A 20,270-nucleotide genomic window follows, 5' to 3' on the forward strand; every position below is an offset into this window, starting at 1 on the left:
TTTGCCTTTATTGGAACATACCCCGGTAGGCAAGTTCACTCTTGCAATCTGCATTTGGCTGATTCGTAAATGAGTAAACGCTAATTTTGCGGTGTGAAGCGCCTGACATGCGACTTCCCACATTGAGTGTTAGGATTTATGCGAGCGCACAAAAGTGTTTACCAAGTTCATTAACCAGGGTGGTGATATGACGAACCATGGAGGTAAGTCGGTATTTATCGCATCAGCGATCATTATTTTCGGCTTGGTCATTATTGGTGCAGCCTTTCCACAGGCCTTTGGCAATGCCGCCGAAACGGCACTGACAACCATCACGGAACTGTTTGGCTGGTTTTATCTGTTTTCGGTGTTTGGCTTTGTGGTTTTTCTGGTCGGTCTTGCCTTGAGCAAATACGGCAAAGTACGTCTTGGCCCGCAGGACAGTACACCCAGCTATAGCTTTTTTTCATGGATCAGCATGCTGCTGGCGGCCGGTTTTGGGGTAGGCCTGGTGTTCTACGGAATGGCCGAACCCATGTCGCATTACATCGAACCCCCTTACGGCGACGTTCCTGCAGAAAGCGAAGCCGCTGCCCGTTACGCTATTCAGTACAGCTATTTCAATTGGGGCATCCACCAGTGGGCGGCATTTTCGGTCGTGGGGCTGATCATTGCCTACTTTCAGTTTCGCAAAGGCCAGGCGGGGCTGGTGTCGTCGGTTCTCTCTTCGGTTACCGCAAAACATCCACGAGTGCGCCCCTACGCGTCCTGGCTGGATGTGTTTGCGGTCGTCGCCACGGTCATGGGGGTCGCGACCTCGCTGGGGTTGGGTGTACTGCAGATGAACGGTGGCTTGAACGCCGTTTTTGGCTTGCCTGAGAACGGCTGGTGGCAGTTCGTGATCCTGCTGGTGATGTTCTGTGCCTACATGGCTTCTACCTGGTCAGGGCTGGATAAAGGTATCAAGCGGCTATCCAATCTCAACATGGTGCTGTGCATCGGCTTGATGGTCTATGTGCTGGTTACCGGGCCGACGGTCGCCATTCTGGAAACCATCACGCTGGGGATCGGGGATTATCTGCAGAACTTCATTGGCATGAGCCTGCGTATCTCTCCCTACAGCGACAACGAATGGGCCAGCAACTGGACGATCTTCTACTGGGCCTGGGTGATTGCCTGGTCTCCTTTCGTCGGCACCTTCGTGGTTCGGGTTTCCCGTGGGCGTACGATCAAGGAGTACGTGTTTGGCGTGCTGTTCGTTCCGCCTTTGCTGGCTTGCCTGTGGATCGGCGTATTTGGCGGCGCTGCGTTGAACATGGAGCTCAACGGGGATGTGGGCCTGGCGGCGGCCACGGAGGCGAACATCACGGTGGCGCTGTTCGAGATGTTTGCCCTGATGCCGTTTTCCGGTGTGCTGTCGGTCATTGCCATGATGCTGATCTTCATTTTTCTGGTGACCTCGGCAGACTCGGCGTCGTATATCGTGGCGCAAATGACCGATAATGGTTCCATCAATCCGCCGTTGTACAAGCGGATTATCTGGGGCGTGCTGATCGCAGCGATTTGTCTGACGCTGATCGTGGCAGGCGGGCTCTCCGGGCTGCAGTCGGCAGCGGTGCTGTCGGCGCTACCGTTTACGTTCATTTTGTATATGATGGTCGTCGTCCTGGTGCGCGAGCTGCGTGCCGACCGCAAAGCCATGCTGACTCAGCTGTATCGGCGTCACGGGGAAACCCCGGTGGGGGCAGATGCCTTCGAGGCCGAACTGTTGGGTGAAGAGGAACGGCTGCGTCGTGCGCCCAATGTGGTGAATCGGCGTATCAACAGCTAGTCAACAGCGTCAATCATAGAGGAAGCACCAATGGAGCAGGCGTGCTGATGGCCAGACAGGGACGTCACGGAGCCACGCGAAGGCAGCCCAAGGGGATAGCCTTCGACCGCTGGCTGGATCGCATCGTGACGGTGGCAGTGGTGACTGCGATGTTGGTGGGGCTTTCCGCCGTACTGGCGCACTGGCTGCTGTGACGAGCCCAGCGGTGTGGTGCCATTGCAGAAACGCCCGGCTAAGCCGGGCGTTTCTGCGTTTCGATGCGGTTTCGTCCGCGACGCTTGGCATGATAGAGCTGCTGGTCGGCGCTGCTCAGCAAGTCGTCATGACCCAAGGGGTGGTCGGGGGTGGTCGTGGCGATGCCCATGCTGGCGGTCAAGTGCGAATGCGTGGTGGAGTAGGCATGGGGGATCGCCAAGTCCAGGATTGCTTGACGCAGACAGCCGGCGATCTGCATGGCCTCCTCGGCCCCCAGGCCTGGTAGTACACAGACGAACTCTTCCCCGCCGTAACGGGCCAACAGGTCCCGGTGCGGGTTTATGCAGCCGTTGAGCGCTTCGGCCACGGCGCGCAAGGTATCGTCGCCCATGGCATGACCGTAGTGGTCGTTGAACTCCTTGAAGTTGTCGATATCGATGAATATGACCGACAAGGGCTGGTGCTGGCGCGCACAGCGCTGCCACTGCTTGGCCAGAAACATGTCGAAATGTCGGCGGTTGGCGACGCTGGTGAGGCCGTCATACTGTGACAACTGGTGAAGATGGTCGCGCTGCTCCAGCCCTGACTGGAATTCACGCAGCAAATGGTCGAGGCTCTCTACCAGGTGCCCCAGCTCATCGTTGCGGTGCCAGGCCAGGGTGGGTTTTGGCCACTGGCCGGGGCGAGTGGGGTCGGTATGGATGATGGACGCATGTACCTTGAGCAGCGGGCGCGTAATGAAGAAGTGAAAGAAGACAATGACCAGGCTGCTCAATAGAAACGCTTCGATCATGCTTCTTCCCACGACGGAGTAGCCGCGTTCCAGAAACTGGCTGGCCAGATAGCTGTCATCCAGCGAGAGGACGATTTCACCGACGATGGCTTCCGGCGCTCCGCTGCCCATGTAGTAACTCAGCGGCATCGCATGATGAATGATATCGCCGAACAGCCGCTTGCCCAGCCAGCTGTCGGGCCGGGGGTCTTGCATGTCAAAGGCTGCCAGCGCGCGGCCGAAGTCGTCACGCACGGCCACCTGGGCAATGTCGTTGCCATTGAAGAGCCCATAGGCAATCTGGTGTGCCAAGTCCGGGTTGAGCTGAAACGCGGCCTCGGCAGCCGCTCCGTTGACGATGGCCAGCTGTTGCGAGGTACGCTGTTTGACCTCTTCACGCATCGTGCTGGCATGGCCCACCAGCTCCAGGCTGCCTGTAATGAGGCTGATCACCAGCGCAATCATCAGGGTCAGCAGCGCCTGCTTGAGTGTGAGTCGGCCACTCATGAAGGGTCTCTTGTCAACGCTCACGGCGCTGGCTCCTGTGTCGGCGCTGGGGGCGTGTCCAGATGGCGTTGCAGCAGGCGGGTGGTTTCAACACCTACGCTAGGGTGGCAAGCCAGGTACAGCGGGGCATAATAAAAGGTAAACAGGTGCTGTACTGCCAGATTCTGAGCGTTGGCCAGGTACTCGGCCGTGGCACGCCCGGTGACGATCACGTCCAGCAGTCCTGCGCCCAGGCGCGCCATGTTTTCACGTTCACTCGGGGCTCGTAGCACGGACACACCCTGGCTCTCCACGTAATCGCCGACAGCGTCTTCACGGAAGCTGCCCACCCGTTTGCCTTGCAGGTCCGCCAACTGAGTGGCGTCCAGCGGTACCGGCGGCGTGGCCAGACTGAAAGCCGACCACTCGTTGATGACCAATGGCCCCACCCACAGGAACAGCTGCTCGCGTGCGGCGGTGCGCGTGGTGGAATACACGCAGTGATGGTCACGCAACTGGGCTTCGGTATAGGCACGTGCCCAGGGCAGCAGGCGGAACTCGGCATCGATCCCGGCGTGCATGAGCGCATTACGGAGTTGCTGAGTCGCCGAGCCGACCACGACGCCCTGATCGTTGTGATAATTGAACGGAGGGTACTCTTCCGTATTGATGGTCAGTGGTGGCAAGTGGGCCAACGCAGGGGAGCTCAGCCAACCGCACAGCCCCAGCATCACCATGCTGCTTCTCCAGAGGAGTCGTCGCCAACGCTGTCTAGCCATCATGGTATGCCTGTGTGACTGCCGGGTAAGCGTTCACCCGCTCCAGCGCCTGCTGCAACTGCGTTACCAACTGCGGGTCGGTGTCAGTGTTCAGGGCAAAGTATAGATAAGATTCGCTGAGTGTATATAAAGAAGTCACTACCTCGGCACGATAGCCTTCCTGTTCGGCGATCCAGCGAGCCACATCCTCGCTGTACGCCCATAGGTCGACCCGTTGGTGCAACAACATGTGCAGTGCGCTGCGATTGTCGATGGCGGGGCGAATCAATCGCTCCGGGTAACCCGCCTCGATCAGTGCCTGGGCGCCAATGTCTTCACGGATGACGGCCACGCTCAGGCCCTGCTGTATGGCGTCTTCCAGGGAAGTGACAGGGTGCAGGGCGCCTTCTGCCGCCAGCAGCACCACTCGGTCTCGGGCAATGGGGCCAACCCAGTGAAAGCGTGGCTCTCGGGAAGGGGTGCGAGTGGTGGAGAAGAGCACGGTATTGGGGCGGTTCAAGGCAATTTCGTAGCCTCTTACCCAAGGAAAATAACGGATGGTGTCACGCTTGAGAGGGGTGCTGGTGTGCGCCAGCATGGCCTCGAGCAGGTCCACCGAGGTGCCCTTTATCTCGCCTGCCTGGAGATAGTTGTAGGGGGGGTACTCTTCGGTAATGAACGTCAACCCGGCAAGCGAGGCAGGTGGCGCATCGGCAAACGCAGACAATGAAGCAAGGCAACTGCCCAGCCACACTGAGAGTACAGCTCCCCCTTGCTTGTTGATCAACTTGCCGAGTCCCATCCTGGTGTGTCCTTGTCATTATATAATCCAGCAAAGTTAGAGTAACTTGATAGCGCTGTCACCTCTATTCTGTTAACGCTTTTATGGCGGTATTGCATTTGGTGCTGCTAATCTTGAGCTTCTTTCCACGCGAGTACTTTTATGCTGCCCAGTGCTGCTCCAATGGCTAAAACGCCTTACGCTTCCCGCCGGGAAATTTTCGGCTGGGCAATGTTCGATTTTGCCAATCAAGCCTACACGTTATTAATTATTACCGTGGTTTTTGGCGAGCTGTTTACCACCGTCATTGTGGGTGACCGCAATGATGGCTATCGGCTCGCCAACTTTCTTTGGAGCCTTGCGCTGGCGATCAGTTATCTGATGGTAGTGGTTAGTGCTCCCTTGTGTGGCGCGATCATGGATTACCGTGCCGAGAAAAAACGCTTTCTGTTCTTCAGCTATCTGGCCACGGTGCTGACCACCGCCATGCTCTATTTCGTGGCGCCGGGCTACGTGGTGCTGGGGTTATTGCTGATCGTGCTGTCGAACTATGCCTACTCCATGGGAGAGTCGTTCATTGCTGCCTTTCTTCCCGAGCTGGGCCCACCGGATGCATTGGGGAGAATTTCCGGGTTTGGCTGGGCGTTAGGCTATGTGGGTGGACTGGTGGCTGCAGGTTTCACGTTGATGGTGCTGGGGGAGGCGACGGCGGATAATTTCGAGCGAATCCGTTGGGTGGGACCCTTCGCAGCCGGGTTCTTCCTGTTGGCGGCAATCCCTACGTTCCTGTGGCTGAAAGAGCGTGGCATACCGCAGCCCGCTGGCGTCCCTTACCGTCAGATTGCTCGGCAGCGGATCATGGGCACCTTTCATGAACTGCGTTACTTCAAGGACTTGAGCATCTTTCTGGTGTCGCTGCTGTTCTCCATGGCCGGTGTTTACATCATCATCGCCTTTGCCTTCATTTACGGTGCACAGGTCATTGGTTGGGATGAGAGCATACGCAACATCATGTTCATCATCGTCCAGGTGACTGCGGCCACCGGGGCCATCGGTTTTGGCTTTTTGCAGGATCGTCTGGGCGCCAAACGCACTTATCAGATGACCCTTGGGCTATGGGTAGCCGCCATCGTCGCCATATGGGCCACGCCGGAACTCACGGCCTGGTTGAATGGCCGTTTCGGGCTGGAGTGGCAGGCGCAGCATCTCTTCCTGTGGGTAGGCTGCCTGGCGGGCTTGAGCCTGGGCTCCAGCCAGTCCGCCAGCCGTGCCCTGGTGGGGGTCTTTTCCCCGTTGCCCAAATCTGCCGAGTTCTTTGGCTTCTGGGGCCTGGCCAACAAGCTGGCAGGTGTCATGGGGATCGTCATGCTGGGTGTATTGCAGGCTTTGATAGGCCTGCAGGCTTCCATTCTCCTGTGTGTGGTGCTGTTCATAACGGCTATGCTGATTTGTATGTTCGTGAATGAACGCCGGGGTCGCGATGCTGCGACGGCCTGGAAAAGCTCCTGATGTCGCGAGGTAAAGCATGACGACAGCCAAGTCGCAGCGAGGCGGTATCGTCATGATGCTGCTGTTCTGGGTGCTGCTGATCGCCGTGGGCACCTGGTGGATACAGGGGGGGCTCGAGCAGATGCTGTACCCCAATGCCCAGATCATGAATACGTCGCCGGAGAATGGCCCTGTCACGCTCAAGCGCAACCGTGCCGGACATTTCGAAGCGCCTGGTGAGATCAACGGCGAAAGCGTCACGTTCTTGCTTGATACCGGCGCGACCTATGTAGCCGTGCCTGGGGAGCTGGCATCGCAGTTGGGCCTGGAGCCGGGGCGGCGCGCCTGGTTCAATACCGCCAATGGCCGGGTCGAAGGCAGCCTGACCCAGTTGGATGAAGTGGTGCTGGGCGGCATTCGCATGAGTAACGTGCAGGGCTCCATCAGCCCAGGCATGGAGCGAGATACCGTCCTGTTGGGCATGAGTTTTCTGAATCATCTGGCCATCGAGATTCGTGGTGGGGAAATGATTCTGCGTGTACCAGAACCTTGAACCAAACTTGTGCGCTTGCCTGACATGTGCTTAGCTGAATGCTCACGGATGCAACCCACCAAGGAGAGATCATGGGTATTGAAGTCGGCGGTTTGTTAGGTTTGATTTGGCTCGTCATTGTCGTGTGGGCCATCGTCAAGGTCGCCAAGAGTTCGGCAGGCGGTCTTGCCAAGTTGCTATGGATTATCGTGCTGTTGATGTTCCCGCTGGTGGGCCTGATAGCCTGGTTCCTGCTGGGGCCCAAAGGGTAGCGTGCTCGACGGCTAGTACGACTGAAGGCAAGTATTGAAAAAGGCAGGCCCAATGGGCCTGCCTTTTTGCGATCAATGCGATGGACGCGCTCGAATCAGCTGTTACTATCGCTGGGTGGGGCCTTGTAATGCCCCGGGATTTTCAACTTCTCACCGTTGGGCAGATCGCGCACTTGGGTGGGTACATAAACACGCTTGATCACACTTTTTGCCTTGCCATTTTCCATGGCGATATCCTCCTGCCACATTGTCGACAGTTGCGCCTTCACATTAGCGCTTGATGGTGGAAGAATCAAGCCACCCACGGAAACGTCAGGGAGATGGGTACTGAACGTTGATCAAAGGGCAGGCGTTACCTCGGTTTTAGGGTATCCTGAAAGCGGTCACAACCTGCGGTTGCAGAGGGGGTGTGCGGGTGACAACACAAACTGCCTAAGCGGAGTGAAGGAAAAGGATGGTGGATCACTTGGAACAGCAATTTCAAGCACTTGGGTCGCAGGAGGCGGTAACGCCCGACTACCCCGACCAGGATCATGTGCTGATTATTGAAGATGATCAGCGCTTGGCGGAGCTCACCCGTGACTACCTGGAAGCCAACGGCTTTCAAGTGACGATCGAGGCGGATGGTGCCAAGGGGGTAGATCGTATCCTGACGCTGCAGCCGGATCTGGTGATTCTGGATCTCATGCTGCCCGGTGAGGATGGCCTGGCCATCTGCCGCCGCGTGCGGCCCAATTTCGCCGGGCCGATCATGATGCTCACCGCGCGCACCGACGACCTGGATCAGGTGCTGGGGCTGGAAATGGGCGCCGATGACTACGTACCGAAGCCGGTGCAGCCGAGGGTGTTGCTGGCCCGTATGCGTGCCCTGTTGCGACGTGCCGACGGCCCTGCTCCCGATGGTGAAATGCGCCTGAAGTTCGAGAATCTGGAAATCGACAATGCCACCCGCGAGGCCTGGCTGGCAGGTGATCGGATCGATCTGACCAGCGCCGAATTCGACCTCTTGTGGCTGTTGGCACGTAATGCTGGGCGGGTACTGACGCGTGAAGAGATTTTCAGCGACCTGCGCGGCATCAAGTACGATGGTCAGGATCGCTCGATCGACGTGCGGGTCTCCCGTATCCGACCCAAGATTGGCGATGACCCCAATCAGCCTCACCGGATCAAGACGGTGCGTAGCAAGGGCTATCTGTTCGTCAAGGACAGCTAACCAGGAGAGGTCGCCCAATGTGGCGAGTGCTGAGTCACGGCTCGTTCTTACGTTTTTATCTGCTGCTCGGGCTGGCGCTGTGCGTGGTGTTCCTGATTGCACTGGGGGGACGCTCGTTCATCGAGCAAGTGCGTCGGGAAGATTACCGAGAACAGCTGGCTGCGTTGCCCATGTCGATGATGACTCAGCGCCTGGCCAGCGTGGCAGAGGACGAGCGGGAAGCGCTATTGGGTGAGCTTTCCGAACGGCTTGGCATGCAGTTGGCGCTGCGTCGCATGGCGGATACGCCGCTGGGCTACTTCGAGCGCACACGTATCGAGCGAGGCAACGTGCTGGTGGAGGAGCCCCCCTGGCAGCTGCGCCAGCGCCTGCCAGGATCGTCACGCCAGCACGAGGCATGGGTGCTGGAGGCGAATTTTGCCGCTTGGGGCGAGCGCCAGTGGCAGGGGACCTTGGTAGCGCTGGGCGAGTGGCTGGCAGATATGCCGCCCTCAGAGCGTACCCTGGCGCTGGGGCACTTGCGTTCTGGTAGCTGGCCATTGACGCTGCTGAGCGCACCACCAGAAGACCTGACCGCCGAACAGCGCTTTCAGATGACGCTGGGGGGCGTCATCACTCGGCTGATGTCCGACAAGCTCGCCATCACGCTGGTCTACCAGCTCCCCGTCCCGCCGGGTGACACGCCCCAGTGGCTACAGGCAGGCCCCGTCACGCGGGGCGATACGCTGCCGCTCAACTTGCACCTCCCGTTGCTGGTCGGCCTGATGGCCGTGCTCAGCCTGATCGTTTATCTGATCATGCGCAGTATCGAATCACGCATGGCGCGACTGGAACTGGCGGCAACTCGCATCGCCAGTGGCCGCCTGGAAACCCGTGTAAAAGTGGAAAGCGGTGATTTTCTCGGCCGTGTCGGCATGGCTTTCAACGGTATGGCCAATCAGGTACAGAGCTTGCTCCGCGGCCAGCAGGAGATGATCCGCGCGGTCTCCCATGAGCTGCGTACCCCGGTGGCGCGTATCCGCTTTGCCGTGCAGATGGTGGAAGACATGACCGACCAGCCAGCCATTCAGAGGCAGCTGCAGGGTATCGATGCCGATATTGCCGAGCTGGACGAACTGGTCGATGAGATTCTGACCTATGCCCGGTTGGGGGGAGACACCCTGCACGGTGCCGAGCTTGAAATGAGTCTGGTCGACTGCCGTGCCATGGCCAACCGGGTCATCGATACCCTGGCCCCGCTGCACGCAGGCCTCACGCTTGAGCTCGACCCTGGCCCAGACATCGAACTGCTGGCCGAGCCTCGCTATCTTCAACGGGCGCTACAGAATCTGGTCGGCAATGCCTGTCGTTACAGCAAATCACAGGTGATCATTCGGCTCTGGGATGAACCCCACCTCGTGCGCATCGACGTGGAAGACGATGGGCCGGGCATCCCGCCGGAAGCTCGTGCCGATATCTTCAAGCCGTTTGCCCGGCTGGACGATAGCCGAGCCCGCAGCTCGGGCGGGTATGGCCTGGGGTTGTCCATCGTGCAGAAAATCATGAGTGGTCATGGCGGCAGCGTCACCGTGGACAGCAGCCCAGCGCTGGGCGGCGCCCGCTTTACCCTGCTCATTCCTCGTCGCGATTCGCCGGCCTGATCCCGGAGAGTACCGCAAAGGAAGTCTCCTGAGCCGTGCGTAAAAAGTCCTGCATCCACGGCGCCTCCATGGTCTCTTCACGAATGGCCGCGTACAGCGTGCTCCAGATACCCTGTTCGCCCAGCTTGACGGCACTGACGTAGTGGCGCTCCAGATACTCGGTCAAGGCCCAGTTGGGCAGCGCGCAAACCCCACGGCCGCTGGCCACCAGCTGCATCATCATGATGGTCAGTTCGGCCGTACGAATCTCCTTGGGGCGCACATTGGCGGGCGTCAGAAATTGGGTGAAGACGTCCAGTCGTGACTGCTCCACCGGGTAGGTGATCAACGTCTCTTCGGCCAGGGCGGCGGGCAGAACATAGGCACTGCCCGCCAGGCGATGCTGGCGGGCTACGGCCAACAACCCCTCGTAACGAAACAATGGCTCGTAGTGCACCCCTTCCAGCGGCTGAGGGTCGGCGGTGATGACCAGGTCCAGCTGTTCGCGAGCCAGAGCAGGTAGCGGGTCGAAATGGTGGCCGCTGGGAATGTCGATTTCCACCTCCGGCCAATGGTCACGAAAATAGTCCACGGTGGGCATCAGCCACTGAAAGCAGCTGTGGCATTCGATGGCCATGTGCAGGCGTCCCTGCTCGGTGCCTGCCAAGCGCGCCAGGTCTCGCTCGGCCTTGCGTACTTCGGGCAAAATGTCATCGGCCAGCGCCAACATGCGCAAACCGGCGCGGGTAAATTCCACGGGGCGCGTCTTGCGCACGAACAGCGCGCTATCGATGCGGCCTTCTAGGTCTTTCAACTGGTGGGAAAGCGCCGACTGGGTGAGGTGCACGCGCTCGGCGGCTTCCACCAGCGACCCCGTTTCCCTCAGTGCCAGTAGCGTGCGCAAATGGCGTAGCTCAATCATGGTGAGTATCTGTCATAGGTAATGAAACAGCTTGGCTGTTATTCAGCGTCACATATGACAGTGTCGCATACCCTCGAACATTCCCCTATCCAGACGCCCCCTGAGTTTCCAACGGTGGCGGCCACTCAGGGTGCTTGGGCGTCGTCAGCTCTTCGTGGCGTAAGCGTAGAGCAGCGTTTCCTGGGCGCTGATGGCATCGCCGTGGCCAGGGTCCTGGAGCTGGTAGCTGCCATCGCTCTGCAGTAGCCAGCTCTGGCAGTTATCGACCAGGTAGGTCTCCAGGTCCTTGCGCACCCGGGTGGCGAGCTTCTTGTCCAGCAACGGGAAGCAGGTTTCCACGCGGTGGAACATGTTGCGCGACATGAAGTCGGCGCTGGAGCACCAGGTTTCCGGTTTGCCGTCGTTATGGAAGTGAAAGACTCGGGTATGTTCCAGAAAGCGGCCAATGATCGAGCGTACGCGAATGTTGTCTGATACGCCCGGCACGCCGGGTTTCAGGCAGCACATGCCGCGAATGATCAGGTCGCACTCCACGCCCGCCTGAGAGGCTCGGTAAAGCGCCTTGATCAGCTTGGGCTCGGTCAGCGAGTTGCACTTGATGATGATATGGCCACGTTTGCCCTTGCGGGCGATCTGGGCTTCCCGATCGATCATTTCCACCAGCCGCTCGTGCAGCGTGAACGGCGCGTGCAGCAGCGTATCGATCTTACGCGCGCGGCCCATGCCCGAGAGCTGCTGGAAGACCTTGTGCACGTCGGCACACAGCGCCTTGTTGGCAGTCAGCAGGCTGTAGTCGGTATACAGCTTGGCGGTCCTGGCGTGGTAGTTGCCCGTGCCCAGGTGCGCATAGTGACGCAGCTCACCCCGCTCACGGCGGACGATATGCAGCATCTTGGCGTGGGTCTTGTAGGCCATGATGCCGTAGATGACGATGGCCCCGGCTTCCTGTAGGCGCGAGGCGAGCTGCAGGTTGTCTGCTTCGTCGAAGCGTGCCCGTAGCTCGATGACCACGGTGACCTCCTTGCCCTGGCTGGCGGCATCCACCAGCGCGCTGACGATGGAGGAGTCGGCACCGGTACGGTAGAGCGTCTGCTTGATGGCCAGCACGTCCGGATCGCGTGCGGCTTCGCGCAGCAGGTCTTCGATGGGGGAGAAGGCCTGGAAGGGGTGGTGCAGCAGAATGTCGTTGTTGGCAATGGCGCTGAACAGGCTGCCGCCCTTCAAGCCCTTGGGCACGCTGGGGGTAAACGGGCGATAGAGCAGCTCGGGGCGGTTCACGTCGCCCAGCACGGCCATCATGCGGGTCAGGTTCACTGGCCCCTGTACGCGGTATAGATCGTCGTTGTCCAGCTCGAACTGGCGTAGCAGGAAGTTGATGAGCTCATCCGGGCAGTTATCGGCGACCTCCAGGCGTACGCCGCTGCCATAGCGCCGTGCTAGCAGCTCGCCGCGTAACGCCGATGCCAGGTCTGAGACCTCTTCCGGGTCGACGCTCATGTCCGCATTGCGGGTCAGGCGGAACTGGTAGCAGCCGCGCACGCGCATGCCGGGGAACAGCTCTTCGGCATGGGCATGTATGAGCGAAGACAAAAAGACATACTCGGTGTAGCCCTCTGCACACAGCTCTCTGGGCAAGGCCATCAGCCGTGGCAGCGAGCGTGGGGCGGGCAGAATCGCCATGCCGCCAGCCCGGCCAAAGGCATCTTTGCCCTCCAGCTCGACGATGAAGTTGAGGCTTTTATTGACCAGTCGCGGGAACGGATGCGAGGGGTCCAGGCCGATGGGGCTGATGACCGGCATGATCTCGTTATCGAAAAACTCACGCGCCCAGGCCTTTTGCGCCTCGTTCCACTGGTCGCGACGACGAAAGCGCAGCCCCTGAGCCTCCAGGGCGGGCAGCAGGGTGTCGTTGAGAATCGTGTACTGGCGGGCGATTTGCTGATGGGCAATGGTTGAGATTTCTGCCAGCACGGCTTTGGGCAAACGGCCATCCGCTGCGGTGGTGTCATCGCCCAGCGCCATTTGGTGCTTGAGCCCCGCGACCCTGATTTCGAAGAATTCGTCCATGTTGGACGAGAAGATCAGCAGGAACATGAGACGGTTCAGCAGCGGGTGCGCATCGTCCAGCGCCTGCTCCAGCACGCGAATATTGAACTGCAGGTGCGAAAGCTCTCGATTGAAGTAGAGCTGTGGGTCATCCAGGTTGGCTTCCGGGAGTACTTCACGGGCCTGTACTCCTGTCGGTGTACGGTTGACCCGTAAAGGCAGTACCTCGGTACTCTCGCTAACGAAAGTCTCGTTACTGGGCACTGCACTGCTGACATCGGTGTTGGAATCGGCTGAGTTGTCTTCCATGCTGGCCCCCTGCGGTAATGGCGCTTGCCCATGCTGCTTGTTATAACGCGAATTGCGTCAAGTATGCAGGGGGAAGATGACAAACAGGTGTCACCGATTTGTCATCTTGATGGCGTCAGCGCTGCAAAAGACGCGCCGCTTCCAACGCGAAGTAGGTCAATATGCCGTCGGCACCTGCCCGTTTGAAACACATCAGCGATTCGAGAATCACCGGCTCTGCGGCCAGCCAGCCGTTGTCGAAAGCCGCGCGGTGCATGGCGTACTCACCGCTCACCTGATAGGCGAAGGTCGGCACCTGCAGCTCGCTTTTGACACGACGCACCACGTCTAGGTAAGGCATGCCTGGCTTGACCATCACCATGTCGGCGCCTTCGGCGATGTCCAGCGCCACTTCGTGCAGTGCTTCGTCGCTGTTGGCGGGGTCCATCTGATAGGTGCGTTTGTCGGCCTTGCCCAGGTTGGCGGCGGAGCCGACGGCATCCCGGAAGGGGCCGTAGTAGTTCGACGCGTACTTGGCGCTGTACGCCATGATGCGCACGTTGTGCAGCTGCTCCTGCTCCAGTACCTGGCGAATCGCACCAATTCGGCCATCCATCATGTCGGAGGGGGCCACAACGTCGGCGCCGGCTTCCGCATGAGAAAGAGCCTGCTTGAGCAGCGTGTCCACCGTACGGTCGTTTTGCACGTAGCCCTGGGCATCGAGAATGCCGTCCTGACCGTGGCTGGTGTAGGGATCCAGCGCCACATCGGTGATGATACCAAGCTCTGGCACGGCTTCCTTGAGGGCACGCACGGTGCGCTGTACCAGGCCACTGGCATTGTAGGCTTCTTCGGCCAGCTCGCTTTTTTGCTCGGCGCCGATCACCGGAAACAGTGCCAGGGCCGGTATGCCCAGGGCATGGGCCTCCTTGGCTTGCTCGATCAGCAGGTCGATGGACAAACGCTCCACGCCGGGCATGGAGGCCACCGCTTCACGCTGATTTTCGCCTTCCAGCACGAACACCGGCAGAATCAGGTCGTTGGGCGTCAGGGTCGACTCCTGCATCAAGCGGCGTGAGAAGTCGTCCCGGCGCATGCGGCGCATTCGGGTGGCGGGGAAGTGGCGCGGGCTTGAGGTGTTCAACGGCTCTCTCCAGACAGTCTCGAAAAGGGTGCCCCACGAGCATTGGCCAACAGCGCGGTCAACTCTCTGGGCGTGGGTTGAGTATATCAGTCATGCCATGCAGCGAAAGCCGCCTTGTGGCCGCAGGGCAGACTGACTAAAGTGAGTCACTCAGCCATTCGCATGGCTTCGACAAGGAGAGAGGTATGACCAAGCAGGTAGCGGTGGTATTAGCCGGCTGTGGCGTGTTCGACGGTTCGGAAATCTACGAAACGACCCTGACACTGCTGCGTCTGGATCAGTTGGGCATAGGGTATCGCTGCTTTGCACCCGATGTAGAGCAGCACCATGTCATCAACCACCTGGATCAGACGCCGGTGGAGGGTGAGCGACGCAATGTGCTGCAGGAGTCGGCCCGTCTGGCGCGTGGCGAGATCAGTCCGATCACCGAGCTGGTGTCCGATGACTTCGATGCGGTGATCGTGCCTGGCGGCTTTGGCGTTGCCAAGAACCTGTCCGACTTTGCTGTGCAAGGCGACGAGATGCAGGTGCTGGAAAGCGTCAAGGAGGCGCTGGCAGGGTTCAAGGAAGACGCCAAACCGATTGGCTTGATGTGCATTGCCCCGGTCATGGTGCCACGGCTGCTGGGGGATGGCATTGCCGTGACGGTAGGGCATGACCCCGGTGTGGCGGGTGCGATCAGCGCCATGGGGGGGCTGCACCGTAGCTGCGGCGTAGAAGAGATCGTCGTGGATCTCGAACATCGCGTGGTCACCACGCCTGCCTATATGCTGGCAACGCGCATCAGTGAAGCCGCCACGGGCATCTTCAAGCTGGTGGACCGTGTCGATGAAATGATGGGCTAGGCTTGCAGGCCCACCCGTAGGGAAAAAGCCTCTGTCATCGTGGGATGACAGAGGCTTTTTAATGGCCGTCAGCATTCACTACGGCTAGTCGGTCTGCTCTTCCTCGGCCTGCGCTTGCTTGGCGTTTCTGGGCTTGCGCACCAGACGGCCAAACAGCAACCCCACTTCGTACAACAAGTACATGGGAATCGCCAGCAGGCTTTGAGAAATCACATCGGGCGGCGTCAGCAGCATACCGACGACAAAGCACCCCAGGATGATATACGGGCGCTTTTTCGACAGGCTTTCCACGGTCGTCGCGCCGGAGAGAATCAGCAGGAACGTGGCGATGGGTATTTCAAAGGCCACGCCAAACGCAAAGAACAGCTTGAGCACGAAATTCAGGTACTGGTTGATGTCGGTCATCACCGCGACATTTTCCGGCCCCGTTTGGGTAAAAAACTCGAACAGCAGCGGAAACACCACGTAATAGGCAAACGCTGCCCCGGCATAAAACAGCGCCACGCTGGAAACGAGAATCGGAATGGCCAGCGCTTTCTCGTTGTCGTAAAGCCCCGGCGCCACGAAGGCCCAGGCCTGGTGCAGCACGAAAGGAATGGCAATGAAGACCGCCACCACCAGCGTCAGCTTGAAGGGTGCCAGGAAGGGCGAGGCGACCTCGGTGGCAATCATCTGGGAGCCTTCGGGCAGCAGTGCCATCAGCGGCTCGGCCACGAAGGTGTAGATATCGTTGGCAAAGGCATAGAGCCCCAGGAAAATCACCAGGATCACCACGACCGCCTTCATCAAGCGCGAACGCAGCTCGATCAGATGCTCGATGAGAGGCGCCTGGCCCTGGTCGTTTTGCGGTGGCTGGGAGTTGCCAGACATGCTCATGAGTGGGGTCTATCCTTTTGATCGGCCGTATCGGTGTCGCTCGGCAGGTCTTCACGCACGGTCTGCAAAGCGTCATCCAGGCGTGCGCTGGCCCTGGCCACCCGCTGTTCGGTGTCTGCCTGAGCGGAAGGCTGGGCAGACGAGGCTGAAGGGGCATCAGCAATGCTCTCGACATCCTGCTTGGCTTTTTTCAGGCTGTCATCGAGCTTTTTCTGCTGCTCATTCAGCTTTTGCCGCAGCTCTTCGGCTTCCAGTTGGGCACTGATTTCACGCTGCATACCGGATACCGTGCGCTTGATCTTGCCGATCCATAGACCCGCCGTGCGCGCCGCCTTGGGCAGGCGTTCCGGGCCCAGCACCAGCAGTGCCACGACGGCGATGAGCATGAGTTCAAGAAAGCCGATATCCAGCATGGGTTATTTGCGCTCTTCGTTGCGGTCGCCAGAGTGAACGTCTGCCGCTGGCTTCTGCTCAGCTTGAACGTCATAGGTGTTGCCGTTCTCTTCGTGGGCGACCTTGGCCTGAGGCTGGTCAGAGGGCTTGTCGCCGTCCTTCTCTTCCTCGTGCATGGCTTTCTTGAAGCCCTTGACCGCGCCGCCCAGGTCGGTGCCCACGTTACGCAGTTTCTTGGTGCCGAAAATCAGGATGATGATGCCCAGAACAATCAGCAGCTGCCAAATACTGATACCACCTAACATATGCGTTTCCTCATGGATGCAGGGTTAACGTTGTGATCGGGACGCTTTTTCGTCGTGACCAGAGATTCCAAACCGTCGCGCAAGCTCGTCCAGTACGGGCTGATGGTCCAGATCCAGATGCGACAGCATGACCAGGCTATGAAACCACAGGTCGGCCGTTTCGGCGATCAACGCTTGACGGGCCTGCTCATCGCCGTGCTCGGCATCCTTGGCGGCCAGCAGCGTTTCGGTGGCCTCTTCGCTCACTTTCTCGAGTATCTTGTTCAAACCCTTATGATGCAAGGAGGCAACATAAGATTCTTCTGGTTGCGCATGGCGACGCTGTTTCAAAACGTCGGCCAGAGCGTCCAGTACGGGAGCTTGGTTGGCATCTGTCATGGTGTTCTCGTTATTCATCGCAATAGAGTGTCATCCGGCACGTGCTGGGAAGGCTCACTGCCAGATCAGCAGCAGCAACCCGACCCCGGCAGCTGCCAGAATCGGCCAATCCTGGGTGGCGGCCCAACTGCTCAGCGGCTGCCAGGCAAGCGCGATGGCCACTAGTGCCAGACCGATGCGCAGCCGATGCTGGCGTTTGCCCTGTTGTTTCAACTGGTGGCGCATCTGGCTGAGCGCGGTGACCTGCTGATGCCGCTGGCGGTGCTCATGTTCCATGCGGCTGAGCGCCTGATGTGCCAGCACCGGCAGCTCTGGCAGCTGATGCGAAAGCTCCGGCGCCTGGCGCTTGAGCGATGCCCAGAGCCCGCCGATACCCGCGCGCTCTCTCATCCACCTCTCCAGGTAGGGCTTGGCGGTGCTCCACAGGTCCAGCTCAGGGTAGAGCTGACGCCCCAGCCCTTCGATGTTGAGCAGGGTTTTCTGCAGCAGCACCAGCTGCGGCTGAACTTCCATGTTGAAGCGTCGCGCCGTTTGAAACAGCCCCAGCAGCACCTGCCCAAAAGAGATGTCCTTGAGGGGCTTTTCCAGAATCGGTTCGCACACGGTACGAATGGCCGCGGCAAATTCGTTGGCACGGGTGTTCTCGCCCACCCATCCCGACTCGATGTGCAGGGAAGCCACCTCGTAATAGTCCTGATGGAAAAAGGCCAGCAGGTTGCGCGCCAGGTAATCCTGGTCTTCCCGGGTGAGGCTGCCCACGATGCCGCAGTCGATGGCGATGTACTGGGGGTCGTCCGGGTCGTCACAGTTGACGAAGATATTGCCGGGATGCATGTCCGCGTGGAAGAAGTTGTCCCGGAATACCTGGGTGAAGAACAGCTCCACGCCGCGCTCGGCGAGCTTTTTCAGATTGGTGCCGCGGGCCCGCAAGGTCTCCAGGTCGGCCACCGGTACGCCGCGAATGCGCTCCTGCACCATCACGTGTCGCCGCGTGTAGGGCCAGTAGATGGTGGGCACGAAGAGGAGCGGCGAGTCCTTGAAATTACGCTTGAGCTGAGAGGTGTTGGCCGCCTCCTTGTAGAGGTCCAGCTCGTCGAACAGGGTGGCTTCATAGTCGCGAATGACTTCTACCGGGCGCAGGCGTCTGGCTTCGGGCACTTTGGCCAGCAGCTTCGCTACCTGGTACATCAGCCCCATGTCCTGACGCATGATTCGGTCGATGCCGGGGCGAATGATCTTGACCACTACCTCTTCGCCACCGTGCAGGGTGGCGGCATGCACCTGGGCAATGGAGGCCGAGGCGAGGGGCACGCGGTCGAAGGCCGCAAAGGCCTCCACCAGGGTCATGCCCAGCTCTTTCTCTACCCGGGCGGCTGCCAGCTCGCCAGCAAAGGGCGGCACCTGATCCTGCAGGCGTTTCAGCTCGTCGGCAATGTCTTCCGGCAGCAGGTCGCGGCGGGTCGAGAGCATTTGGCCGAATTTGATGAAGATCGGGCCCAGTGCCTCCAGCGCCAGTCGCAGGCGCTCGCCGCGACTTCGGCTGCCCACCGGCACCAGTTGGAGGGGCGAAAAGCGAGTCAGTAGCCGCAGCCAGAGCGGCATGCGCTCGGCAGGTACGAGGGTATCCAGGCGATGCCGAGTCACTACCCAGACGATCTTGAACAGCCGCAGGCTCATTCGCTCGGCTCCTCGGGCGCATTGACCTTGGCCAACTGCGTGAGACGCCGATTCAGGCGCTGCAGTCTGGCATCCAGGCGGTCGGTGGCGATTTCCAGCTCGGTGAGGTGGTCGCGCAGCACGTCGCGCTGCTGGCGGCCCGGTAGCAGGCGTGCCTCTTCGAAGACATACTCCGACACATCCTGCAGTAGCTCGTCCTTGGCGCGTAGCCCCCAGCGTGCCGCGCGGCGCAGCCCTTCGGCCAGCGAATGGGCAGGCATGTCGCCCAGCCAGTGTGCCAGCTCGCCTTCCCAGTCGACCTCCAGGTCCAGCAGCAGCTCTCGGGTAGCTTCCAGTAAGTGGACATGCCCCCGAATGGCCAGCTTGCCCTCGAACATCAGCCGCTCCACGGAGGCGCCGCTGAGCCACTCCGAGAGGGTTTCCGGGGTCAGTTCGACCACCGCATCCACGTCGCTTTCATCGACGTCGTCGCCGTGCTGCAGGTCCAGTCCGGCATTGTGATAGCAAAGCAGCAGCGCCAGCTGTGGCTTTTCCAGACGCACCAGCAGACGGCTGCCCGCCAGTGCGGCCAGCCGCCCAGGGGCAGCCGGGTCACGGGCAAGCAGTGCGTTCAGAGTTCGTTCACAACCGGCCAGCAGCAGGGTCGGGGTGACTAGCATGCGGGCCTCGTCGTCCGGTGGGTCAGCGTGCGAGGCGTCATAGCTTGATGCCGCGGTGCAGGGCGACGATGCCGCCGGTCAGGTTGGTGTACTCCACTCGATCGAGCCCGGCGGTTTCCATCATGCCCTTCAGGGTCTCCTGGTCGGGGTGCATGCGGATCGATTCGGCCAGGTAGCGGTAGCTTTCGCCGTCGCCGGCGACCAGTTCGCCCATTTTGGGCAACAGCCGGAACGAGTACTCATCGTAGGCTTTGGAGAGCAGCGGGTTGTTGGGCTTGGAAAACTCCAGCACCAGCAGGCGGCCGCCGGGCTTGAGTACCCGTGCCATGGAGCGCAGCGCGGCGTCCTTGTCGGTCACGTTGCGCAGGCCAAAGGCGATGGTGATGCAGTCGAAACTGTTGTCCGGGAAGGGCAGACACTCGGCATTGGCCTGGACGTACTCGACGTTGCCACCGACGCCGTTGTCCATCAGCTTGTCGCGGCCTACCTTGAGCATGGAGGCGTTGATGTCGGCCAGAACGACCTTGCCGCGGGGGCCGACCAGACGCGAGAACTTGAGGGTCAGGTCCCCCGTGCCGCCAGCGATGTCCAGCACATGATGGCCGGGGCGAACGCCAGCACGCTCGATGGTGAGGCGCTTCCACACACGGTGGATGCCCATGGACATCAGGTCGTTCATGACGTCGTAGCGAGCGGCGACCGAGTGGAAGACATCGGCGACGCGTGAGGCTTTTTCGTCGACCGGGACTTCCTGGTAGCCAAAATGGGTGGTGCGTTTTTCCGTGGGGCTCATGGGGCTTCAGCTCCCGAG

At 60.0% G+C, this 20,270-nt stretch carries 22 protein-coding genes; 8 read left to right on the forward strand and 14 right to left on the reverse strand.

Translation table 11 applies throughout. The annotated features are described in order from the left end of the window. Positions 1 to 187 precede the first annotated feature (187 nt). Both RVM26_RS00390 and RVM26_RS00395 read left to right on the forward strand, forming a co-directional pair. Positions 188 to 1,810 carry a BCCT family transporter gene (locus RVM26_RS00390; protein ID WP_498940134.1) on the forward strand — a complete coding sequence of 541 codons (1,623 nt, stop codon included), beginning with the start codon at positions 188 to 190 and terminating at the stop codon, positions 1,808 to 1,810. A 47-nt stretch (positions 1,811 to 1,857) separates the two neighbouring features. Further along, positions 1,858 to 2,004 carry a hypothetical protein gene (locus RVM26_RS00395; RefSeq protein WP_498940136.1) on the forward strand — a complete coding sequence of 49 codons (147 nt, stop codon included), beginning with the start codon at positions 1,858 to 1,860 and terminating at the stop codon, positions 2,002 to 2,004. A 38-nt stretch (positions 2,005 to 2,042) separates the two neighbouring features. Here the strand turns inward: RVM26_RS00395 and RVM26_RS00400 are convergent, their stop codons facing one another. The 3 genes from RVM26_RS00400 to RVM26_RS00410 are packed head-to-tail and all read right to left on the reverse strand — an operon-like array spanning position 2,043 to position 4,823. Continuing rightward, positions 2,043 to 3,284, reverse strand: coding sequence for a GGDEF domain-containing protein (locus tag RVM26_RS00400; RefSeq protein ID WP_498940138.1), 1,242 nt, complete (start codon positions 3,282 to 3,284; stop codon positions 2,043 to 2,045). Between the two features lie 20 nt (positions 3,285 to 3,304). After that, positions 3,305 to 4,045, reverse strand: coding sequence for a substrate-binding periplasmic protein (locus tag RVM26_RS00405; protein ID WP_498940140.1), 741 nt, complete (start codon positions 4,043 to 4,045; stop codon positions 3,305 to 3,307). Further along, positions 4,035 to 4,823: a substrate-binding periplasmic protein gene (locus RVM26_RS00410; RefSeq protein ID WP_498940142.1), complete on the reverse strand. Its 789-nt coding sequence runs from the start codon at positions 4,821 to 4,823 to the stop codon at positions 4,035 to 4,037. Before RVM26_RS00410 ends, RVM26_RS00405 begins: the two co-directional genes overlap by 11 nt. A gap of 162 nt (positions 4,824 to 4,985) precedes the next feature. Here RVM26_RS00410 and RVM26_RS00415 point away from each other — a divergent pair, with 162 nt between their 5' ends. From RVM26_RS00415 to RVM26_RS00425, 3 genes are all read left to right on the forward strand, one after another. Then, positions 4,986 to 6,311: an MFS transporter gene (locus RVM26_RS00415; RefSeq protein WP_240525246.1), complete on the forward strand. Its 1,326-nt coding sequence runs from the start codon at positions 4,986 to 4,988 to the stop codon at positions 6,309 to 6,311. A gap of 16 nt (positions 6,312 to 6,327) precedes the next feature. Next, entirely contained in the window at positions 6,328 to 6,843 is a 516-nt protein-coding gene (locus RVM26_RS00420) for a retropepsin-like aspartic protease family protein (RefSeq protein ID WP_096921480.1), read from the forward strand. A gap of 71 nt (positions 6,844 to 6,914) precedes the next feature. Next, on the forward strand, positions 6,915 to 7,094 hold the full coding sequence (locus RVM26_RS00425) for a PLDc N-terminal domain-containing protein (RefSeq protein ID WP_039181690.1): 180 nt from the start codon (positions 6,915 to 6,917) through the stop codon (positions 7,092 to 7,094). 95 nt (positions 7,095 to 7,189) lie between these two features. Here the strand turns inward: RVM26_RS00425 and RVM26_RS00430 are convergent, their stop codons facing one another. Beyond that, the gene (locus tag RVM26_RS00430) at positions 7,190 to 7,321 is read right to left on the reverse strand and encodes a hypothetical protein (protein ID WP_016916118.1); all 132 of its coding nucleotides are present in this window, start codon (positions 7,319 to 7,321) and stop codon (positions 7,190 to 7,192) included. Between the two features lie 227 nt (positions 7,322 to 7,548). Here RVM26_RS00430 and RVM26_RS00435 point away from each other — a divergent pair, with 227 nt between their 5' ends. Both RVM26_RS00435 and RVM26_RS00440 read left to right on the forward strand, forming a co-directional pair. Then, the gene (locus tag RVM26_RS00435) at positions 7,549 to 8,307 is read left to right on the forward strand and encodes a winged helix-turn-helix domain-containing protein (protein ID WP_016916119.1); all 759 of its coding nucleotides are present in this window, start codon (positions 7,549 to 7,551) and stop codon (positions 8,305 to 8,307) included. Between the two features lie 17 nt (positions 8,308 to 8,324). Next, on the forward strand, positions 8,325 to 9,947 hold the full coding sequence (locus RVM26_RS00440) for a sensor histidine kinase (protein WP_498940146.1): 1,623 nt from the start codon (positions 8,325 to 8,327) through the stop codon (positions 9,945 to 9,947). Here the strand turns inward: RVM26_RS00440 and RVM26_RS00445 are convergent. From RVM26_RS00445 to hemB, 3 genes are all read right to left on the reverse strand, one after another. After that, a complete protein-coding gene (locus RVM26_RS00445; RefSeq protein ID WP_498940148.1) occupies positions 9,919 to 10,848 on the reverse strand; it encodes a LysR family transcriptional regulator in 930 nt (309 codons plus the stop codon). The two genes, RVM26_RS00440 and RVM26_RS00445, sit on opposite strands and share 29 nt — an antisense overlap. A gap of 144 nt (positions 10,849 to 10,992) precedes the next feature. Continuing rightward, on the reverse strand, positions 10,993 to 13,203 hold the full coding sequence (ppk1, locus tag RVM26_RS00450) for a polyphosphate kinase (RefSeq protein WP_498940150.1): 2,211 nt from the start codon (positions 13,201 to 13,203) through the stop codon (positions 10,993 to 10,995). Positions 13,204 to 13,318: 115 nt separating this feature from the next. Then, entirely contained in the window at positions 13,319 to 14,326 is a 1,008-nt protein-coding gene (gene hemB / locus RVM26_RS00455; protein ID WP_016916124.1) for a porphobilinogen synthase, read from the reverse strand. A gap of 185 nt (positions 14,327 to 14,511) precedes the next feature. On the opposite strand from hemB, the gene elbB reads away from it, so the two are divergent. Further along, positions 14,512 to 15,171 (forward strand): isoprenoid biosynthesis glyoxalase ElbB, encoded by a 660-nt coding sequence (gene elbB / locus RVM26_RS00460; RefSeq protein ID WP_287805557.1) that lies wholly within the window; start codon positions 14,512 to 14,514, stop codon positions 15,169 to 15,171. Between the two features lie 84 nt (positions 15,172 to 15,255). Here the strand turns inward: elbB and tatC are convergent, their stop codons facing one another. Genes tatC through ubiE form a run of 7 tightly spaced genes read right to left on the reverse strand, consistent with a single transcriptional unit; the run spans position 15,256 to position 20,252 of the window. Beyond that, positions 15,256 to 16,047: a twin-arginine translocase subunit TatC gene (gene tatC / locus RVM26_RS00465; RefSeq protein WP_144979492.1), complete on the reverse strand. Its 792-nt coding sequence runs from the start codon at positions 16,045 to 16,047 to the stop codon at positions 15,256 to 15,258. Further along, positions 16,044 to 16,460 carry a Sec-independent protein translocase protein TatB gene (gene tatB / locus RVM26_RS00470; protein ID WP_498940153.1) on the reverse strand — a complete coding sequence of 139 codons (417 nt, stop codon included), beginning with the start codon at positions 16,458 to 16,460 and terminating at the stop codon, positions 16,044 to 16,046. Before tatB ends, tatC begins: the two co-directional genes overlap by 4 nt. A 3-nt stretch (positions 16,461 to 16,463) precedes the next feature. Beyond that, the gene (gene tatA, locus RVM26_RS00475; RefSeq protein ID WP_039181664.1) at positions 16,464 to 16,745 is read right to left on the reverse strand and encodes a Sec-independent protein translocase subunit TatA; all 282 of its coding nucleotides are present in this window, start codon (positions 16,743 to 16,745) and stop codon (positions 16,464 to 16,466) included. A gap of 24 nt (positions 16,746 to 16,769) precedes the next feature. Then, positions 16,770 to 17,123: a phosphoribosyl-ATP diphosphatase gene (locus RVM26_RS00480; protein ID WP_287805562.1), complete on the reverse strand. Its 354-nt coding sequence runs from the start codon at positions 17,121 to 17,123 to the stop codon at positions 16,770 to 16,772. Positions 17,124 to 17,177: 54 nt separating this feature from the next. After that, a complete protein-coding gene (gene ubiB / locus RVM26_RS00485; RefSeq protein WP_498940156.1) occupies positions 17,178 to 18,800 on the reverse strand; it encodes a protein kinase family protein in 1,623 nt (540 codons plus the stop codon). After that, positions 18,797 to 19,459 carry a ubiquinone biosynthesis accessory factor UbiJ gene (locus RVM26_RS00490; RefSeq protein WP_498940158.1) on the reverse strand — a complete coding sequence of 221 codons (663 nt, stop codon included), beginning with the start codon at positions 19,457 to 19,459 and terminating at the stop codon, positions 18,797 to 18,799. Before RVM26_RS00490 ends, ubiB begins: the two co-directional genes overlap by 4 nt. A gap of 37 nt (positions 19,460 to 19,496) precedes the next feature. After that, entirely contained in the window at positions 19,497 to 20,252 is a 756-nt protein-coding gene (gene ubiE, locus RVM26_RS00495; protein ID WP_096921472.1) for a bifunctional demethylmenaquinone methyltransferase/2-methoxy-6-polyprenyl-1,4-benzoquinol methylase UbiE, read from the reverse strand. Positions 20,253 to 20,270: the final 18 nt, after the last annotated feature.

The organism is Halomonas sp. KM072 (genome assembly GCF_050710315.1).
GTDB lineage: Bacteria > Pseudomonadota > Gammaproteobacteria > Pseudomonadales > Halomonadaceae > Vreelandella > Vreelandella hamiltonii.

What these genes read in the sequence shown, in the direction of transcription:
- RVM26_RS00390 (WP_498940134.1), top strand. Translation starts at nt 188, where the DNA reads ATGACGAACCATGGAGGTAAGTCGGTATTTATCGCATCAGCGATCATT.
- RVM26_RS00395 (WP_498940136.1), top strand. Translation starts at nt 1,858, where the DNA reads ATGGCCAGACAGGGACGTCACGGAGCCACGCGAAGGCAGCCCAAGGGG.
- RVM26_RS00400 (WP_498940138.1), bottom strand. Translation starts at nt 3,284, where the DNA reads ATGAGTGGCCGACTCACACTCAAGCAGGCGCTGCTGACCCTGATGATT.
- RVM26_RS00405 (WP_498940140.1), bottom strand. Translation starts at nt 4,045, where the DNA reads ATGATGGCTAGACAGCGTTGGCGACGACTCCTCTGGAGAAGCAGCATG.
- RVM26_RS00410 (WP_498940142.1), bottom strand. Translation starts at nt 4,823, where the DNA reads ATGGGACTCGGCAAGTTGATCAACAAGCAAGGGGGAGCTGTACTCTCA.
- RVM26_RS00415 (WP_240525246.1), top strand. Translation starts at nt 4,986, where the DNA reads ATGGCTAAAACGCCTTACGCTTCCCGCCGGGAAATTTTCGGCTGGGCA.
- RVM26_RS00420 (WP_096921480.1), top strand. Translation starts at nt 6,328, where the DNA reads ATGACGACAGCCAAGTCGCAGCGAGGCGGTATCGTCATGATGCTGCTG.
- RVM26_RS00425 (WP_039181690.1), top strand. Translation starts at nt 6,915, where the DNA reads ATGGGTATTGAAGTCGGCGGTTTGTTAGGTTTGATTTGGCTCGTCATT.
- RVM26_RS00430 (WP_016916118.1), bottom strand. Translation starts at nt 7,321, where the DNA reads ATGGAAAATGGCAAGGCAAAAAGTGTGATCAAGCGTGTTTATGTACCC.
- RVM26_RS00435 (WP_016916119.1), top strand. Translation starts at nt 7,549, where the DNA reads ATGGTGGATCACTTGGAACAGCAATTTCAAGCACTTGGGTCGCAGGAG.
- RVM26_RS00440 (WP_498940146.1), top strand. Translation starts at nt 8,325, where the DNA reads ATGTGGCGAGTGCTGAGTCACGGCTCGTTCTTACGTTTTTATCTGCTG.
- RVM26_RS00445 (WP_498940148.1), bottom strand. Translation starts at nt 10,848, where the DNA reads ATGATTGAGCTACGCCATTTGCGCACGCTACTGGCACTGAGGGAAACG.
- ppk1 (WP_498940150.1), bottom strand. Translation starts at nt 13,203, where the DNA reads ATGGAAGACAACTCAGCCGATTCCAACACCGATGTCAGCAGTGCAGTG.
- elbB (WP_287805557.1), top strand. Translation starts at nt 14,512, where the DNA reads ATGACCAAGCAGGTAGCGGTGGTATTAGCCGGCTGTGGCGTGTTCGAC.
- tatC (WP_144979492.1), bottom strand. Translation starts at nt 16,047, where the DNA reads ATGAGCATGTCTGGCAACTCCCAGCCACCGCAAAACGACCAGGGCCAG.
- tatB (WP_498940153.1), bottom strand. Translation starts at nt 16,460, where the DNA reads ATGCTGGATATCGGCTTTCTTGAACTCATGCTCATCGCCGTCGTGGCA.
- tatA (WP_039181664.1), bottom strand. Translation starts at nt 16,745, where the DNA reads ATGTTAGGTGGTATCAGTATTTGGCAGCTGCTGATTGTTCTGGGCATC.
- RVM26_RS00480 (WP_287805562.1), bottom strand. Translation starts at nt 17,123, where the DNA reads ATGACAGATGCCAACCAAGCTCCCGTACTGGACGCTCTGGCCGACGTT.
- ubiB (WP_498940156.1), bottom strand. Translation starts at nt 18,800, where the DNA reads ATGAGCCTGCGGCTGTTCAAGATCGTCTGGGTAGTGACTCGGCATCGC.
- RVM26_RS00490 (WP_498940158.1), bottom strand. Translation starts at nt 19,459, where the DNA reads ATGCTAGTCACCCCGACCCTGCTGCTGGCCGGTTGTGAACGAACTCTG.
- ubiE (WP_096921472.1), bottom strand. Translation starts at nt 20,252, where the DNA reads ATGAGCCCCACGGAAAAACGCACCACCCATTTTGGCTACCAGGAAGTC.